Here is a 16,915-nt window from a genome sequence, read left to right as displayed (position 1 = left end):
GGGTCGGTTCTCCGGACCTGGTCGCCCTCAGAGAACCGTCGCGGGTTCCTCGTCGCGAGGGGTCACGACGAGGCTCTGGCGCACGTCCCGGAAGATCCCGTTGGCGACGCTGGTGCGGCTGACCGCGTCGGCGGCCAGCACCACGGCCGCCGAGGTCCAGCAGCTCTTCTCCACCGGCCAGCGCTTGCCGTCGGCGAAGACCAGCCCGGTCCAGTACGACCCGTCCGGGTCACGCAGGTGCTGGATCGAGGCGATCAGCTCGATCGCGTCCGCGGTGTCCCCCAGGGAGTCGAGGGCCAGGGCGAGCTCGCAGGTCTCGGCCCCGGTCACCCACGGCCGGTGATCGACGCAGCGCACACCCTTGCCCGGGACGACGAACTCGTCCCATCGGCGCGCGATCAGCTCCTGGCCGACCTTCCCGCGCACCGCACCGCCGAGGATCGGGTAATACCAGTCCATCGAGTGCTCCGACGGGGGTGTGAAGATCTCCCACTCCTCACGCTCGATGTCGGCGCGGATCGCGGCACCGAGCTTCGCGTGCGCGGCGATCCAGTCCTCGTCGGGCTGATCGACCTCGGCGGCGATGCGGATCGCACAGTCGAGGGCCTGGAAGATGCTGGAGTTGCCGGTGATGAGGGCCTCGCCGAACATCGCCCCGGTGCGGTGATCGCCACCCCAGCGGAAGGCGCCGTCAGGCCGCTGGAACCGCAGCACGCAGTCGATCGCCGACCAGACGACCGGCCACATCCGTTGCAGGAACGCGTCATCGGCGGTGATCAGATAGTGATGCCAGACGCCGACCGCGATGTAGGCGCAGAAGTTCGAGTCGGTGCCCGCGTCCTCGACCGTGCCGCACACGGTTCGGATCGGCCACGACCCGTCGTGACGCTGCTTGCGTCTCGACCACTCGTACGCGGCCTCCGCCTCCGCGTGGAAACCGGTGACCGACAAGGCCATCGCGGACTCGATGTGGTCCCAGGGATCGGTTTGCCCGCCGGGGAACCAGGGCAGGGCCCCGGATTCCTCCTGCATACCGGCGATCGCCGCGCCCGTCGCGCGGATCTGATCGGCGGTGACAACTCCCGGGATCTCCGGGATCGCCGTCATGAAGAGGCGGCGGTCTCGGGCTTGCGCAGGTACAGGGCGACGGACTTGCCGATGATCGGGTTGAGGGCCTGCTCGCCCACCCGGGTCAGCCACGGCTTGCTCATCATGTCCCAGACCAGCAGCTTGTGGTACGCCTTCACCAGCGGGTTGTCGTTGTTCTCCACGCCGACAGCGCATTTCAGCCACCAGTAGGGCGCATGCAGCGCGTGCTGATGGTCGGTTCCGGTCACCTCGAGGCCGGCACGGCGCAGCTTGTCGGCCAACTCGGAGGCCTTGTAGATGCGGACGTGTCCGCCCTCGACCTCGTGGTACTCGTCCGACAGCGCCCAGCAGACCTTCTCCGGCCAGTACCGGGGCACGGTCACCGCGGCGACACCGCCCGGCTTGAGGACGCGGACCATCTCGCTGATCGCACCCTCGTCGGCCGGGATGTGCTCGAGGATCTCGGACATGAGCACGACGTCGAAGCTGTTGTCCGCGTACGGTAGGCGCAACGCGTCGCCGACCTCGGCGCGCGCCTTGGCCGATGCCGGCACCTGCCCCTCGGCGGTCATCGCGTCGAACATCTCGGCCACGTCGGCCATGTCCTTCTCGGACATGTCGAAGGCGATCACGTCGGCACCCCGGCGGAACATCTCGAAGGAGTGGCGCCCCTGCCCCGCCCCGATGTCGATCGCCTTGGTGCCGGGCCCCACGCCCAGCCGGTCGAAATCAACTGTCAGCACTCGATGTCCCTTCTGTGGCTTACCGGTGACCGGCCAGCACGGTTTCGTAGTGAGCCGCCGTCTTGGCGGCCACCGCTGCCCAGCTGTAGTTCTCCTCGGCGCGGCGGCGTCCGCCCGAGCCGAGTTCGACGCGCAACCCCGCGTCGTCGAGGAGTCGTCCGATCGCCTGGGCGAGTCGGCCCGAATCGCGCGGCGGCACCAGGAGCGCGGCCTGCTCGTCGGTGCCGACCACCTCGGGGATGGCGCCTGCACGGGTCGCCACGAGGGGCGTCCCGCAGCTCATCGCCTCGACCGCCGGCAGCGAGAAACCCTCGTACAGCGACGGGACGCAGGCGACCTCCGCGGAGGCGAGCAGCTCCGCCATCTCCTCGTCCTCGAGGCCCGAGACGACGCTCACCCGATCGGAGATCGCGAGATCCTCGATCATCTTGGCAGAAGGGCCATTCGGGTCCAACTTGGACACCAGTACCAGTTTTACGTCGTCGCGCTCGGCAGCGAGCTTCGCGACCGCCTCGAGCAGGTACGACACCCCCTTGAGCGGGGCGTCGGCACTCGCGACGCACACGATCCGCCCGGGCACACGCTCCGGCCCCGGCCGGAATACCTCGGTGTCGACGCCGAGCGGGATCGTGGTGATCCGGCCCGCCGGGATGTCGAAGGCCTTGCGGATGTCGACCTCGCTGCTGCGCGACACGGTCAGCAACTCCGGGATGCGCCGGGAGACCCGGCCCTGCATCCGCAGGAACGAGTGCCAGCGCCATGCGGTGATCTTCCGCCAACCCTTGGCCGCGCGCACGGCGAGCGTGCGGTCGCGGGTGATCGGGTGATGGATCGTCGCGATGAGCGGGAACCCGGCCTTCTGGATCCGCAGCAGGCCGTATCCGAGGCACTGGTTGTCGTGGACGATGTCGAAATCGTCTCGACGCTCCTCGAGCAGCCGGGCGACGCGGAGGCTGAAGGTCAGCGGCTCGCCGAAGCTCGCCGTCCACATCGAGCCGACCTCGAGGAAATCGATCCAGTCGCGGTACTCGCCGAGTTTGGGCGTGCGGAACGGGTCCGGCTCGTCGTAGAGCCCGAGGCTGGGCACCTTGGTGACGGTGACCCCCGCGTCGATCGCGACCTGGTCGAGCTCCGGGTACGGCTGCCCGGAGAAGATCTCGACCTGGTGGCCGAGCAGCGCCAGCTCGCGGGACAGATGACGGACGTAGACCCCTTGCCCACCGCAGTGTGGCTTGCTGCGGTAGGACAGCAATGCGATGCGCACGGTTACTGCGCTCCGGCGGCTGCGGCCGCCTCGAACTCGGGGATGCTGACGAACTTCGTCCGCGGACGGTGTGCCGCCTTGCCCGCCGCCTTCTCGGCCGCGTCGATGGCCTTCCAACCCGCGAGGTCGATCCGGTGGGCGCCGCGATCGGCGACGATCGCCGCGACGTCGTCCCGCGGGGTCGACGGGTCGGCCAGCGTCTCGGCGATGAAGTCGTCGATCACCGCGCGGGCGGTCTCCTGCCCGCACACGCGGTTCATGCCGATCCCGCCGCTCGCGCCGCGCTTGATCCAGCCGGCGACATACAGGCCGGGCATGACATCACCCCCTGCTGTTGCCTGCACACGTCCGCTTTCGTTGGGGACCACGCCGCGACTCTCGTCGAAGGGCAGGTCGGTGACTGGGACACCGCGATAGCCGATGGCCCGCAGGACCAGTCCGGCGTCGATGTCGAAACGTTCTTCCGTGGGTGCCACGGCCACCCGGCCGGAGGCATCGTCGACGTACGCGTTGCGCGCGCAGGTGACGCCGGCGACCTCGCCGTCGCCGGTGATCTCCACCGGCGAGACCAGGAAGCGGAACACGATGCGCTTGTTGCCCGGGGTCTGCGGCCGCTCGGAGAACTCGCGGGCCAGCCGGATCTTGGTGGCGATCGTCGAGTCGAGCGTGTCGTCGGCGAGCGCGGCCTCCGACGCCGGGTCGAGGACGAGTTCGGCCGGATCGATGACCACGTCCACGCCCTCGACGTCGCCGAGGGCCAGGAACTCGCTGTTGGTGTAGGCCGCCTGCGCGATGCCGCGGCGGCCGAGCAGCACCACTTCCTTGATGTTCGACTCGCGCAGCTTGGCCAGCGCATGGTCGGCGATGTCGGTCTTGGCGAGCTCGTCGGGATCGGTCACGAGGATGCGCGCCACGTCGAGGGCGACGTTGCCGTTGCCGACGACCACCGCGCGCTCGGCCGAGAGGTCGACGTCGAGGTCGACGTAGTCGGGGTGGCCGTTGTACCAGGCGACGAACTGGGTGGCGGCCACCGAGTTGCGCAGGTCCTCGCCCTCGATGCCCAGGCGCTTGTCCGTGGCGGCGCCCACGGCGTAGATCACCGCGTGGTAGCGGGCGACGAGCTCGTCGTGGCTGATGTGCTTGCCGACCTCGACGTTGAGGAAGTAGTCGAAGTTCTTCTTCGCCGCGACCGAGGCGAAGGTCCGCTCCACGCCCTTCGTGGCGGCGTGGTCCGGGGCGACGCCCGCGCGGACCAGACCATAGGGGGTGGGCAGGCGGTCGAACATGTCGACCTTGATGGTGGGCTTGCGCACCAGCTCCTCGGCGGCGTAGAAGGCCGCGGGGCCGGCGCCGACGATCGCGACGTGCAACTCCTTGTCGGCGGGCAGCTGCGGCGCCTTGCGCGGCGGGACCAGGCCGCCCTCGACGTCGTGGTCCTTGTAGTAGTCGGCGTTGATCTGCAGGTAGGGCTCGTCCTTCTCGGTGAGCTGATCGTCGGGGACGATCGCCTCCACCGGGCATTCATCGATACAGGCGCCGCAGTCGATACACGTCTCCGGGTCGATGTAGAGGGCCTCCGCCGTGAGGAACTCCGGCTCGTCGGGCGTGGGGTGGATGCAGTTCACCGGACACACGCTCACGCAACTGGCATCGTTGCAACATGGGCGGGTAATCACATGCGCCATCTGCTGTTTCCTCGTCATCCAACACGTAGAACGTGTTCTAGTTTCGGCGTTGACTGTATCTTATCCGCAAAGATACCTGCGACCCAGCGAAGGGACTCGAGTGAGCCAGGTTACTGCAGGACAGAGACGCACCTCACTACCCGACCGCAAGGAGGGCGCACGCTTCTTCCAGGCCGACTACCGGGTGCGCACCGGTGACGTGGACCAGGAGATGCGGGTCCGTCTCGACGCGGTGGCCCGCTACCTGCAGGACGTCGCCAACGACAACATCGAGGCGACGGAGTTGCACGCGACCGACCCCTTCTGGATCGTGCGGCGGACCGTCATCGACGTCGTCCGCCCGATCACCTGGCCGGCGACGGTGACGGCGCAGCGGTGGTGCGGCGCGCTGTCGACCCGCTGGACCAACATGCGGGTGCGCCTGACCGCGAAGCACGACACCAATCGGTTCAACCCGAACCCGCGCCCCGACGGCCTCATCGAGACCGAGGCGTTCTGGATCAACGTCAACGAGCAGGGCATGCCGTCGCGCTTGTCCGACGAGGCGTTCGAGATGTTGTCGTCGATGACCGACGAGCACCGTCTGCGCTGGAAGCCGATGAACCCGGAGAAGGCGCCCGAACAGACTCCCCTGCCCGACCGCGAGCACGTGCTGCGGATCACCGACTTCGACCCCTTCAAGCACCTCAACAACGCGGCGTATCTGGAAGCCGTGGAGGACGAGCTCGTCGACCACCCCGATCTCGTCGACGTCCCGCATCGGGTCGTCATCGAGTACCTGCGCCCGATCGTCCCGGGCACGCGGATCACCCTGCGTCGCATCCGTGAGGGCGACCGACTGAGCGTGTGGCTCCTCGTCCCCGGCGGCGCTAAGGGCGACGAGCAGGTGGTGGCGGCCACCGTCGTGGTGAGCCCGCTGCCGGTCGCCGAGGCCTAGGACCCGGCGGTGCGGCCTACTGGCCGCCTCGCAGCAACAGTTCCATCAGCTTGATCGGGGCCGCGCAGGGATCACCGGGCGGAGCGGAGCGCGGCTCGACGAACCAGGTGAAGACCCCCCGGCTCGGGGCGCGTGCGGTCACGCCGCACAGTCCCGGCCGGTCGGGACTGCGCTGGGTGAACGCGGATTGACTGGCGATCTTGATGTTCTCGGTGGTGAACCCGAGCTTCTTGGCCGTCTCCTTCTCGACGTTGATGCTGCCCCACTCGAACCAGTTGAACGTCACGCTGACGGTGTCGTTGCCGGAGACCAGCCACCGGCAGATCGCACCGCTGAAGGACTGCTCGGCGAAACCGCCGCCGGCCACGACATCGGCGATCGTCTCGTCGGGCAGCACCTCGCACTCGAGAAGGAGCCGGTCGAACTGGTCGGTGTCGACGTCGCTGGTGCCGGATTGCCCCGCCGCACCCACCGGCAGCGGCTCACCGTCGACGGTGCGCGCGCACCCGGCGAAGACGGCGAGTCCGAGCACGACGGCGGCCAGGAGTGCGAGGGTGCGCCTCATGACGCGCGCTCGATCGACATCGTCGCCAATTCGCGCGCGGCGTTGCAGATCTCGTCGATGGGCCTCGGGTTGCGGGCGTCGCCGCGGATCGACCACTCGAAGAAGTCGGCGCCGAAGTCGATGCCGACCTCGCAGATCTGACCGGACTGGCTCCAGCCGATGAACCCCGTGTGGCCCTTGATCTCGAGCTTGTTGGTCTCGTCGCGCGAGAGTTTCACGTTGGCCTCTTCCCGGCCGATCGGCGAGCCGCGGTACCAGTTGAACGACGCCACCGCACCGGTCCGCGAACCGGTGGTGTCCCACTCGCAGACCGAGGTGTTGTCGACCGTCGCACTGAGCCCGGTGAATCCGGTGACGCGGACGACCTCCTCGAGGGTCACCCCTCCGCAGCGTCCGAAGAACGGCCCGGACCCGGCCTGGGCCGGTGCCTCCGGAGTGTTGGGACGGTTCGGGTCCGAGGGGGTGTCATCCGACGAGCACGCGCCCAGCGCGAGCGCGAGGACGGCGACCAACGAGATCAGGAATCCGCTGCTGCGAAGACGATCGAGTTGCCGCCGTTCCCGTTTCGTGGGGCGGCCGGCACCGCGGTCGCGACGCGGCTGGCCGGCGATGATCTCCTTCGGCGGCGGTGGCGGCGACTTGTCGATGTAGCACTCGGCGGCGGCGGGGGCCGACACGCGCTTGCTGATCGTCTTGGTGACCTCGACGATGCGCTCGCGGCCGTTCACCCAGACCCGGATCTCGTCGCCCGGCACGATCGGCTGGGCGGGCTTGGCGGTGGCGCCGTTGACGCGGACGTGACCGCCCCGGCAGGCGGCGCCCGCCGCCGACCGGGTCTTGGTCAACCGGATCGCCCAGATGTAGGCGTCGACGCGCGTGGACATGCTCTACCGACCCGCCCTGCAGGCCTCCGGACCGCGATCACGATCCGAATCGACGATCATGCGCACGCACTCCCTTCGCCCCGCGTTGCCGCCACGCCCGGCGTGGCTGTCGTGTTGGCCCCACTGTAGCCGCGCCGACGAGGTCATCGGCTCGGCCACGCGGCAGGACCCTCAGCGTTTGCGGGTGAGCAGGTACAGCCCGCCACCCACGGCCAGGATCGCGAACAGGATCGCCAGGAAGGTCTGGTCCAGCAGCAGCAGGACGACGAAGACGGCGATGCCGGGCGACACCGCGATCAGGCTCATCACCGGGTGCTGGCGGACGACCTCCGCCACGGCCTTGCTTCTGTTCGGATCGATCGCCATCGCGGCCCTCCTGGTCGAATCCGTCGTGTCCGTCCAGCGTAGTCACCGCTCCCGGGTCCGGCGTGGGTTGTCTCGACGAGGTCGTCTCGCCGACGTCGGGTTCGGTGGCGGGAGAAATGGTTCGGCGCCCCGGCACGGATCTGGTCCAGGTGCCGGGGCGCCGGTCTGTGGGCGGTCGGGTCCTAGTCGCCGGAGTCCGACCCGCCGCCGGAGTTCGAGCCGCCACCCGAACCCGAGCCGCTGCCCGACCCGGAACCGCTGTCGGAGCCGCTGTCGGAGCCGCCGTCCGACTTCGACCCGCCGCCGGAGCCGCTACCGGAGTCCGAGCCGCTGCCCGAACCCGAACCGCCGCCGGAGTCCGAACCGCTGCCCGAACCCGAGTCACCACCGGAACCCGAACCCAAGCCGCTACCGGAGTCCGAACCGCTGCCCGAACCCGATCCACTACCCGAACCCGAGTCGGACGTCGATCCGCTGTCGGAGCCGGCACCGCCATCGGACGAGGTGTCTCCCGATCGGTCCTCGAGGCGATGCTTGCCGTGGTACTGCTCGCGGTGCTTGCCGACGTACTCCTCGCCACCGTCGGACGTGTCGGCAGCGCTCAGCGAGGCATCGCCGGCGGCCGGCGCCCATTCCTGCGGCGCGTCGGTGGCGAGCGGAGCCGGCGGGGCCTCGGTGACGTCGTCGGCGACGAAGGCCGACCGGGCCGCGACGGGAGTCGCACCGGAAGTCGCGGACGCGTTCGTCGGGGTGCCGCCGAGGGTGGTGCCGTCCAGGGTCGGCAGCAGGAACGGCAGCTCGTAGTCGGGGATGTGGATGACCGGGACGATCTGCCCGGTGTCGAGCTGACCGAAGGAGATGACCGGCACGCCGAGGTAGTTGGGGCGCTCCTTGCCGTTGACCTCCACCATCGGGTACAGCGTGACCTTCTGACCCATCCACTCGATCTCGATCGGCTTCGTGAAGCCGTATTCACTGGTCAAGCGAACGAAATTGCCGCTGAACAGGCCGTGATCACCGGCCAGCGACAGGCGTGAGAAGTCCTTGGACAGCGACATCCAGTCGCCGTCGAAGTCGATCCCTTCCTTGCTGAGGATCCCCTTGAGCAATCCCTCCAGCACTTCCTGCCCGGCGCCACCGAGGACGCCGAGCGGGTCCGTGAGCAGCGCGGTCGGATCCGTGAGTGCGAACTGCACCTCGCCGTTGGTGGCCTGATACCGGAAGTCGAAGGTTGCACCGACGTTGGCACAGGCACCCACCCCGTCGGCATAGGCGGCAGTGATGCCTCCGTAGCACCCGACGCCCTTGATGCCGGGCACCTGGACGAGCGGGAGATCTTGGCCGAGGACGCTGATCTTGGTCGGGTCGGCATTCCATGCGTGCGCGATGCCGATCAGCGCGAACGACTTCGCGGTGCGACCGTCGGTGGCTCCCGCGGTCGCGATGCTGATCGGGAGGAAGGAAATGGCCGTCGCGTCGCCGTCGCGGGAGGCGACGGCCAGCTGGAAGCCGTTTCCGATGACAGTCGCCGAGCCACGCGTTCGCGGGCCTTCGGTCATCGTCTTCGGCACGTCGAGTCCGATCCACCGGGCGATGTCACCCAGGATCGATGACGACAGGGTGTCGTAGGTCTTCTTCACCGGGTCGTAGATCGCAACCGGCACGACCTCGATCTTGTCGGGCAGGACGACGGCGACCCCCAGACCGCCGAACTCGGTGCTCGACTGCGTGCAATCGGCCCCGCCATTGGGTGCCGACGCGCCGGACACGCACGACTGGATGCGCCACTCGCCCGCGATGTCCGCCAGGGCACCGTTACCGATGCCGGAGATCAGGCCGCCGAGCGGGTTGCCCGAGTTGAAGCTTTTCGACCACGTTTCCAGCTTCTCGATCGGCTCCGGAAGCGGAACGATCGCCGCCTCGGCCGCCGCCGGCTCCATGGCCTGGCCGGCCCCCACCGCCGCGACCGTTGCGAGTGCCGCCGCGCCTGCCGCCACGCGGTGCTTGCGCTTCTTGCGCTCCGCACGCCGCGCGACCTTCTCCGAACGTTGAATCCCGTTCCGCCCCATACTGGTCAACCGTCCAATTTCCTTCTCCCCGACCCTTATGCGCGAGTAATTGAAACATCAAGGATCGAAAATCGGTAACGCAGGGGTGTGAAAGACGGACACAGCGACGACCTGGACGTTTGTCCAGATCGTCGCTTATGCCGCTTGGCTGCCGGGCTACCAGCGGTCGCGGTCGAGTTCCGTTCCTGCCGCGCCCGCGTCCGCGGCACATCCGAAGCCGACGATCCACCGCGACGATCCGGTGTCGTCGGCGATCTCGACCCGGCCGAGCATCATCGGCTCGGGAAGCGCCGCGAGGAACTCGCCGAGCGCCGCGGGCGACACCCGCCAGACCTCGCCCCGGATCGCCCGGCCGGCCTCCGGGTCCCGGATCAGACCGGGCTTGGGCGGTGTGGTGTCGAGCGCGACCAGCCGGTAGGCCGGCACGGTCACGACCTCGCCCGCCCACCGAGCGCCGCGTTCGGTGAGTTCGTGCGTCAACGGGCCGCCGCGCATGTGGGCGCCGAAGACCGCGAGCTCGACCGAATTCTCACCCTCCACCCACGACGCGCCCACCCCGGCGTCGCCGAGGAACCGTGCCGCGAGGTCGACGAGCACCGCGTCCTCGTGCGCCCGTCCGAGGAACGTGACACCGAATTGCGCTTCGGTGCCGTCGTTTTCGGCGACCGTCCCACCCGGGACGGCAAGGCCGCACAGGTCGAAGAGGTTGCAGAAGTTCGTGTAGGTCCCCATCCGCGAGTTGACGCCGACCGGGTCCGCGTCGACGTCGGCGATCGTCGGGTGTCCCGGCGCGGTCGGGACCATGAGCGCGGTGGCCTCACCCCACTGCCGCATCGCCTCGGCGCGCAGGTCTGCGAGCCTCGCCTGCGCGCGCAGCAGGTCGACTGCGGAGAAGCGCGACGCCGCACCGATGATCCCGGCCACGGTGGGGTCCAGGCCCGCATCGGCCCCGGATGCCGTTGCCGTGTCGATGAATTCCCCGACGGCGGCATGGCGCTCGGCGACGAGGGCGTCCTCGTAGAGCAGCCTCGCGGCATCGAGGAAGGGCGTCGGGTCGATCGTCTTGATCACCATCCCCGCGGCCTCGGCCCGCAGGACCGCTTCGGCGAATGCGGCCTGCCAGGCGTCGTCGAGCTCCGGCAGGTCGGCCGGAACGGCGATCACGGGTCGTTCCGGGGCGGCGAGCGGCGCCGCCGGACCGAACGGCCTGGACCCCAAGGCCTTCGACATCGCCGCCGTCGCCGTGTTCGCGAGCGCGAGGGCGGGGGCGAAGATCGTGACCACGTCGTAGCTCCTGCACGCGGGCACGACGCCCTCGGTGGAGATCACCCCGAGGGTCGGCTTGATCCCGATGATGCCCTGCAGGCCGGCCGGCACCCGACCCGAACCCGCGGTGTCGGTGCCGATCGCGATGTCGGCGAACCCGAGTGCCACGGCCACCGCCGAACCCGAGCTGGACCCGCCGGAGATGCGGTCGGGGCGGCGGGAGTCCCGCACCGCGCCGTAGGGACTGCGTGTTCCGACGAGTCCGGTGGCGAACTGGTCGAGATTGGTCTTGCCGATGACGACCGCACCGGCGGCCCGCAACGCCGCGACGGCGGGCGCGTCGGTCTTCGGCGTGTACGCATACCCGGGGCACGCGGCGGTGGTGGGCAGTCCGGCGACGTCGACGTTGTCCTTGACGGCGAGGAGCCTTCCGGCGAGCGGACCGCCTGCCGCCCGGGATACCTCGACCTCGGCGGCGACCTCCGCCATCGGCCGCAGGGTGATGAAGACCTCGGGGCGGTCGGCGATGCGCGCGTAGATGTCGTCGATGTCCGTCATGCCACCCGCTCCTCGCTGTCGATTCCCAGGCCATGATCCGCCGCCGCCGCCGTCGTCGCCGAGTCAGCGGCGAACTCGCCTCGTGCGGACCACCGCCGGCGCTCCTCCGCGCGGGCGGCCTCCATGGCAGCGCGCCTGGCGGCGATGTCCTCGGCGTTGGCGTCGAGGAATCGCTGATGCTCGGCCAGCGAGAAGACCCCGTCGACGATCCTCGTGCTGTCGCCGCGGCCGGCGGCCACGTCGGCGCGCATGTCCAGCAACTCCTCCGCGCTCACCGGGTACCACTGGATCCGGTCGAAGAAGCGCAGCAGCCACGGGTGTTCGGGATCGAAACCGGGTGTCGGCTGCGGGTGACGGTGGTTCCACACCTGGGTGGTGCGGCCGACGAACTGGTAGCCGCCGGGCCCTTCCATCCCGTAGATGCACAGGTAGGCGCCGCCGATGCCGACGGCGTTCTCCGGGGTCCAGGTCCGGGCCGGGTTGTACTTGGTGGTGACGAGGCGGTGCCGCGGGTCGAGCGGAACAGCCACCGGCGCACCGAGATACACGTCGCCCAGGCCGAGCACGAGGTAGCTGGCGTCGAAGACGGTGCGGTACACGTCGTCGACGGAGTCCAGTCCGTTCATGCGGCGGATGAACTCGATGTTCCACGGGCACCAGGGCGCGTCGGACCGCACGCCGAGCATGTAGCGCTCGATGGCCTCGCGCGTCGACGGGTCGTCCCACGACAGCGGCAGGTGCACTGTCCGGCTGGGAACCACGAGTTCCTCCGCGGCCGGCAGCTGACTCTCGCATTCGACGAGCCACTCGAGCATCTGCTTCTGCGACCACACGTCCGGATCGGCCTTGACCTGCAGGGAGCGGATGCCCGGCGTGAGATCGACGAGCCCGCGCGGCTTCTCGGCCGCGATCCGCTCGCTCAGCGCGTGGACCCGCGCCCGCAGCGCGAGATCGAGTCGCATGTCGCCGTATTCGACGAGGATGTTGTCGTCGCCGGACCGGCGGTAGGTCACCGCGGTGGTGCCGTCTGCGGTGGTGGTCGTCCCGAGGATGCCGTTGTCGGCGTCGCCGCCGGCCGACAGCACCTCGACGAGGCCGGCGCGCCGTGCCGGGCCGATCTCCTTGGGAGATGCGGTCTCCTCGCTGCGCACCGGGACGAACCGGATCGTGTCGCCGGGCTTGAGCTGCCCGAGCTTCCACCGCTGCGCGGTCACCACGGTCACCGGGCACACGAACCCGCCGAGGCTGGGCCCGTCCGGGCCGAGCAGGATCGGGGTGTCGCCGGTGAAGTCGAGCGCGCCGACCGAGTACGCGGTGTCGTGGATGTTGGACGGGTGCAGGCCCGCCTCCCCGCCGTCGTTTCGCGCCCACCGCGGTTTGGGACCGATGAGCCGGATGCCGGTGCGGTCGGAGTTGAAGTGGACCTCGTAGGCGGTGCCGAGGAGGTCGGCGATGTCCGTCTCGGTGAAGAACTCGGGCGCCCCGTGCGGACCGACCGTGACCGCCAACTGCCAGGTGTTGGTGAACGCCGGCTGTTCCTCGTTGAGGATTCGGCGCGGCGCGGTGGTCTCCCCGCCGAGCAGCGCGAGACGGTCCCCGGTGGCCAGCGGACGCCCGTCGAGCCCGCCGAACCGGCCCATGGTGAACGTCGAGCGACTGCCGAGGTACTCCTCGGCGTCGAGGCCGCCGCCGATCGCCATGTAGACGCGCATGCCCAGCGTCCCGACCGCGCCGACGTCGAGAACGTCGCCCGCCGACAGGTGCACCGGAACCCACTGGGGCACAGTGCTTCCGTTCACCGTCACGGTGACCGGCGCGCCGGTGACGGCCACCACGGCGGGCTCGTCGAACCGCAGTGCCGGTCCCATGAGCGTCACCTCCAGGCCGGCCGCGGTCTCCGGGTTGCCGACGGCGAGGTTGGCCAGACGGAAGGACAGATCGTCCATGGGCCCCGACGGCGGGACGCCGACCTTCCAGTAGCCGACACGACCCGGCCAGTCCTGGATCGTGGTGAGCGGGCCGGACCGCAGGACGGTGACGGGGGCCGGCTTTCCGGTGGGAGCGGTCATGATGAGTTCCTCGGGAGTTCGGGTCGACCAGGGATTCGGATCTCAGACGCCGGGCCGGGTCACGATGACGCGGACCGCGGTCGGGTCGAATCCGTTGCAGGGGTTGTTGATCTGCGGACAGTTGGAGATCAGGACCAGGGTGTCGACCTCGGCCCGCAGGGCCAGGCGCTTGCCCGGCGCGGACAGGCCGTCGACGATGCCGAGCGAGCCGTCGGGGTCGACCGGCACGTTCATGAAGAAGTTGACGTTGCCGACGAGGTCGGCCTTGCCCAGCCCGTGCCGACTGCCCTCGATGAGGAAGTTCTCCACGCAGGCGTGCTGATGCCTGGTGTGGTGGCCGTAGCGCAGGGTGTTCGACTCCTGCGAGCAGGCGCCGCCGACGGTGTCGTGGTTGCCGACCTCGTCGGCGACGATCGTCATCAGCGGGTCGCCCTCCTGATCCCGGATGACGGTGCCCGTGGTGAGGAAGATGTTGCCCTGTGCGGCGATCGTGGCCTGGGCGGAGTAGCGCTTGGCGTGGTCGCCGGCGCCGTAGAACAGCGTGTCGACGGCCTGGTTGCCGTACAGGTCGACGATGGTGAGCACGTCGCCGGCCGCGACGACACCCGACCAGGGGCCGCGCTCGCCGATCACCTCGTCGAGGACTACGGTGCCGGGGACGAGTGCCAGATCGGTTGCGGGAGCGGCGGCGAAGTCGATGGCGGTGGTCATGATGATGCGTTCCTCTCGGATCGGGTGCGCTCAGGAGAGAGCGGCCCAGACGTCTTCGGAGTTGGCAACGGCGCGTTGGTATTCGGGTTCGGTGTCGGCGACGCCGGCCAGCAGGGCATCCAGATCGGCGGTCGCCCGCCAGGCGAGCACCTCGACCGAGGTGGTGTCGAAGGTGGGCGACGGGTCGACCGGGTGGGCGGTGTTCGCGATCGCGACGACGCAGGGCAGGTGCAGGATCAGATCGACCGACTTGCCCGGACCGGCCGAACCGGTCGAGCGCAGCGAACCGTCCTCTTCGACCCGGACACCGTGGAAGAACGACACCGACGGCGGGACGTCGGCGGGGGTCAGTCCGTGCTTGGCCGCGGCCAGGACGAACATCTCACGCCCGGCGGGACTGGACGAATGCACGTGCCCGTCACCGTATTTCGCGGTGTTGCCGGCGAGTGTGGTGGTTCCGCACAGCGCGTCGTGACGGCCGGAGTCGTCGGCGACGACGGTGGCCAGGACGCGACCCTGATCGCTCAGCAGCGGATGGCCGGCACCGAGGTACGCCTGCCACGGCACCTTGACGGTGTCGGCGACGTTGAGGCGCTCCCAGGGCGCGTCGGCGCGCCACAGCAGGACGTGCGCGCAGGCGGCGCCGTCGACGTCGTGCAGGCGCAGGCGGGTGCCGCGTGCGAGCACCTTGCTGGTGTACCGGCCGCCGGGCACGGTCTCGGCCCAGGTCAGTGCGGCCGGATCGACGTCGGCAGGCGGGTTCGGCCAGTTCGACGCCGGGACGACGGGCATCGAGTCGGTGATCTGCCCGGCCTGCGCACGGGCGTGCTCCCGGGCGCCGGCGGTGGTTCCGGTGTCGGCGATGGTGGTGGTCATGACGGTTGATCTCCTCGAAGTGGGTCGTGGTGGACGGGCGATGATCGAGCCGGTCGGTCAGGCGGCGGGGTCGACCGGGTTCGGGTGCTGCTTGCCGCGGGGGAAGCAGGCGATGCCGACCAGGACGGTGACGGCGATGACGATCGGTCCGGCCCAGCGCAGGACCGGCAGGTCGCCGGCGGGGTCGAAGACCTCGGCCCGGGGCCAGGCCAGGTTGACCACCATCAGGGCGCCGTAGACGACGGCCAGGATGTTCACCGGGATGCCGAACCGGCCGAGGCCGAACAGCTTTCGCCCTCCCGCGCCGACGCCGCCGGTGCCCGGCCAGCCCTTCAGTCGGCGGTAGAGCATGGGCGCGGTGACCGCGAGGTAGGCGAGGTAGATCAGGATGATGCACACGCTGGCGAGCGTCGCGAAGATCGCCGAGTTCCCCACGTTGACCACGAGCACGCCGATGCAGAGGACGCCGATCAGGATCGACGGCGCGATCGGGGTCCCGGTCCGCGAGTTGACGCGGGAGAGCGTGGCCGAGAACGGGAGCCGGCCGTCGCGCGCCATCGAGAACATCAGCCGCGAGCAGGCGGTCTGGATGGCGAGGGTGCAGATGAAGATGGCGACCGCGACGTCGCAGAGCAAGACCTTGCCCCAGAAGCTGCCGAGCACCGAGTCCAGGACGTAGGGCAGACCGCCGATCGCGAGCTCCTCGCCGAGCGTAGGGGCGGCCATGAGCGCGCCGATCAGCATCAGGCCGCCACCGATGGCAGAGACCGTCAGTGCCATGCGGATGGTGCGCGGGGCGACGCGGCGGGGGTCGCGGGTCTCCTCGGCCAGCTCGCCGGCCGAGCCGAAGCCGACCATCACGTAGGCCGCCATGAGTCCGGAGACGATGAACGCCCAGATGTAGCCGGGCTGCGTGCCGGGGACGCCGGTGTCGAAGACGACGTCCGGGCCGCGCCGGGCATGGGTGAACAGCGCCAGGATCACGGCGGTGACGCCGACGAGTTCGCAGATCACGCCGATGTTGTTGACACGGCTCATCCAGGAGACGCCGACGCAGTTGATGGCGGTGACGATCACCAGCAGGATCGAGCCGAGCAGGACCGCATTCGACGCACCACTGGTGCTGGTGAGCGTCGGATCGTCGCCGATGATCTGGAAGCCCGACCACACGCTCGGGAGAACGACCTGGAGGGCGATGGCCGCCGCGGAGGCGGTGACGACCTGGGCGATCATCATGAACCAGCCGCCGAACCAGCCGATGACCTCACCGCCCATGCGCCGCGACCACTGGTAGATCGCACCCGATATCGGGTAACGCGCGGCGATCTCGGCGAAGCAGAGCGCCACCAGGAACTGGCCGGCGTAGACGATCGGCCACGTCCAGAAGAAGGCCGGGCCGCCGAAGCCGAATCCGAGGCCGAAGAACTGGAAGACCGTGGTCAGGATCGAGACGAAGGAGAAGCCCGCCGCGAAGGAGGCGAACTTGCCGAGTGAGCGGTGGAGTTGCTGGTCGTACCCGAACTCGGAGAGGTCGTCGGCGTCGAGATCGCCGGCCGGGCCTGCGGGACGGGTGTGAGCGGAACCGAGGGCGGTGGGCGCGGCCACCGTCTTGTCCGGGGTGAGAGTCATGGTGAGCAACGTCTTTCCGTGTCGAGGTGCTCCCCGTTGAGCGCGAAATCTGTCGAGTGACAGATAATCGAACGGACATTTCTGTCGATTGACAGGAATGTTCCGGGCGCGCAAACCGCCGTAAAGACTGCGTTAACCGGCGCAGGTCACGTGATCGCACTGCTGACCGGGACGTCCGAGACGTGGTCGACTGTGTCCGAAGCG

At 69.4% G+C, this 16,915-nt stretch carries 14 protein-coding genes; 1 reads left to right on the top strand and 13 read right to left on the bottom strand.

The window, feature by feature from the left end; genetic code table 11:
- Positions 1-27: 27 nt before the first annotated feature.
- From GP2_RS04440 to GP2_RS04425, 4 genes are read right to left on the bottom strand one after another with little or no spacing between them, the layout of a single operon-like run.
- Complete coding sequence (locus GP2_RS04440; RefSeq protein WP_006899274.1) at positions 28-1,107, bottom strand: prenyltransferase/squalene oxidase repeat-containing protein; 1,080 nt, start codon at positions 1,105-1,107, stop codon at positions 28-30.
- On the bottom strand, positions 1,104-1,832 hold the full coding sequence (locus GP2_RS04435) for a class I SAM-dependent methyltransferase (RefSeq protein ID WP_006899273.1): 729 nt from the start codon (positions 1,830-1,832) through the stop codon (positions 1,104-1,106). The genes GP2_RS04440 and GP2_RS04435 overlap by 4 nt, the downstream gene beginning before the upstream one ends.
- Positions 1,833-1,851: 19 nt before the next feature.
- Positions 1,852-3,096 (bottom strand): glycosyltransferase family 4 protein, encoded by a 1,245-nt coding sequence (locus GP2_RS04430; RefSeq protein WP_006899272.1) that lies wholly within the window; start codon positions 3,094-3,096, stop codon positions 1,852-1,854.
- Between the two features lie 2 nt (positions 3,097-3,098).
- Positions 3,099-4,781 carry an FAD-dependent oxidoreductase gene (locus tag GP2_RS04425; protein ID WP_083900190.1) on the bottom strand — a complete coding sequence of 561 codons (1,683 nt, stop codon included), beginning with the start codon at positions 4,779-4,781 and terminating at the stop codon, positions 3,099-3,101.
- Between the two features lie 100 nt (positions 4,782-4,881).
- On the opposite strand from GP2_RS04425, the gene GP2_RS04420 reads away from it, so the two are divergent.
- The gene (locus GP2_RS04420) at positions 4,882-5,718 is read left to right on the top strand and encodes an acyl-[acyl-carrier-protein] thioesterase (RefSeq protein WP_006899270.1); all 837 of its coding nucleotides are present in this window, start codon (positions 4,882-4,884) and stop codon (positions 5,716-5,718) included.
- Positions 5,719-5,734: 16 nt separating this feature from the next.
- On the opposite strand, the gene GP2_RS04415 is transcribed toward GP2_RS04420, so the two are convergent.
- The 9 genes from GP2_RS04415 to GP2_RS04375 all read right to left on the bottom strand — a co-directional run bounded on the left by GP2_RS04415 (position 5,735) and on the right by GP2_RS04375 (position 16,711).
- Positions 5,735-6,283, bottom strand: coding sequence for a DUF3558 domain-containing protein (locus tag GP2_RS04415; RefSeq protein ID WP_006899269.1), 549 nt, complete (start codon positions 6,281-6,283; stop codon positions 5,735-5,737).
- Positions 6,280-7,167, bottom strand: a complete 888-nt coding sequence (locus tag GP2_RS04410; RefSeq protein ID WP_006899268.1) for a DUF3558 family protein — start codon at positions 7,165-7,167, stop codon at positions 6,280-6,282. The genes GP2_RS04415 and GP2_RS04410 overlap by 4 nt, the downstream gene beginning before the upstream one ends.
- A gap of 171 nt (positions 7,168-7,338) precedes the next feature.
- Positions 7,339-7,533 (bottom strand): hypothetical protein, encoded by a 195-nt coding sequence (locus GP2_RS04405; protein ID WP_006899267.1) that lies wholly within the window; start codon positions 7,531-7,533, stop codon positions 7,339-7,341.
- Positions 7,534-7,715: 182 nt separating this feature from the next.
- Positions 7,716-9,602 carry a hypothetical protein gene (locus GP2_RS04400; RefSeq protein WP_006899266.1) on the bottom strand — a complete coding sequence of 629 codons (1,887 nt, stop codon included), beginning with the start codon at positions 9,600-9,602 and terminating at the stop codon, positions 7,716-7,718.
- A 156-nt stretch (positions 9,603-9,758) separates the two neighbouring features.
- A complete protein-coding gene (atzF, locus tag GP2_RS04395) occupies positions 9,759-11,426 on the bottom strand; it encodes an allophanate hydrolase (protein ID WP_006899265.1) in 1,668 nt (555 codons plus the stop codon).
- Positions 11,423-13,495, bottom strand: coding sequence for a 5-oxoprolinase/urea amidolyase family protein (locus GP2_RS04390; protein ID WP_006899263.1), 2,073 nt, complete (start codon positions 13,493-13,495; stop codon positions 11,423-11,425). Before GP2_RS04390 ends, atzF begins: the two co-directional genes overlap by 4 nt.
- Before the next feature lie 42 nt (positions 13,496-13,537).
- Entirely contained in the window at positions 13,538-14,206 is a 669-nt protein-coding gene (locus GP2_RS04385; protein WP_006899262.1) for an urea amidolyase associated protein UAAP2, read from the bottom strand.
- A 30-nt stretch (positions 14,207-14,236) separates the two neighbouring features.
- On the bottom strand, positions 14,237-15,082 hold the full coding sequence (locus GP2_RS04380) for an urea amidolyase associated protein UAAP1 (protein ID WP_006899261.1): 846 nt from the start codon (positions 15,080-15,082) through the stop codon (positions 14,237-14,239).
- Positions 15,083-15,139: 57 nt separating this feature from the next.
- The gene (locus GP2_RS04375) at positions 15,140-16,711 is read right to left on the bottom strand and encodes an amino acid permease (RefSeq protein WP_006899260.1); all 1,572 of its coding nucleotides are present in this window, start codon (positions 16,709-16,711) and stop codon (positions 15,140-15,142) included.
- Positions 16,712-16,915: the final 204 nt, after the last annotated feature.

Source organism: Gordonia paraffinivorans NBRC 108238, from assembly GCF_000344155.1.
Classification (GTDB): domain Bacteria; phylum Actinomycetota; class Actinomycetes; order Mycobacteriales; family Mycobacteriaceae; genus Gordonia; species Gordonia paraffinivorans.
Note: the sequence above shows the minus strand (reverse complement) of the source record. Positions and strands in the feature narration are given on the sequence as shown.

What these genes read in the sequence shown, in the direction of transcription:
- GP2_RS04440 (WP_006899274.1), bottom strand. Translation starts at nt 1,107, where the DNA reads ATGACGGCGATCCCGGAGATCCCGGGAGTTGTCACCGCCGATCAGATC.
- GP2_RS04425 (WP_083900190.1), bottom strand. Translation starts at nt 4,781, where the DNA reads ATGGCGCATGTGATTACCCGCCCATGTTGCAACGATGCCAGTTGCGTG.
- GP2_RS04415 (WP_006899269.1), bottom strand. Translation starts at nt 6,283, where the DNA reads ATGAGGCGCACCCTCGCACTCCTGGCCGCCGTCGTGCTCGGACTCGCC.
- GP2_RS04410 (WP_006899268.1), bottom strand. Translation starts at nt 7,167, where the DNA reads ATGTCCACGCGCGTCGACGCCTACATCTGGGCGATCCGGTTGACCAAG.
- GP2_RS04405 (WP_006899267.1), bottom strand. Translation starts at nt 7,533, where the DNA reads ATGGCGATCGATCCGAACAGAAGCAAGGCCGTGGCGGAGGTCGTCCGC.
- GP2_RS04400 (WP_006899266.1), bottom strand. Translation starts at nt 9,602, where the DNA reads ATGGGGCGGAACGGGATTCAACGTTCGGAGAAGGTCGCGCGGCGTGCG.
- atzF (WP_006899265.1), bottom strand. Translation starts at nt 11,426, where the DNA reads ATGACGGACATCGACGACATCTACGCGCGCATCGCCGACCGCCCCGAG.
- GP2_RS04390 (WP_006899263.1), bottom strand. Translation starts at nt 13,495, where the DNA reads ATGACCGCTCCCACCGGAAAGCCGGCCCCCGTCACCGTCCTGCGGTCC.
- GP2_RS04385 (WP_006899262.1), bottom strand. Translation starts at nt 14,206, where the DNA reads ATGACCACCGCCATCGACTTCGCCGCCGCTCCCGCAACCGATCTGGCA.
- GP2_RS04380 (WP_006899261.1), bottom strand. Translation starts at nt 15,082, where the DNA reads ATGACCACCACCATCGCCGACACCGGAACCACCGCCGGCGCCCGGGAG.
- GP2_RS04375 (WP_006899260.1), bottom strand. Translation starts at nt 16,711, where the DNA reads ATGACTCTCACCCCGGACAAGACGGTGGCCGCGCCCACCGCCCTCGGT.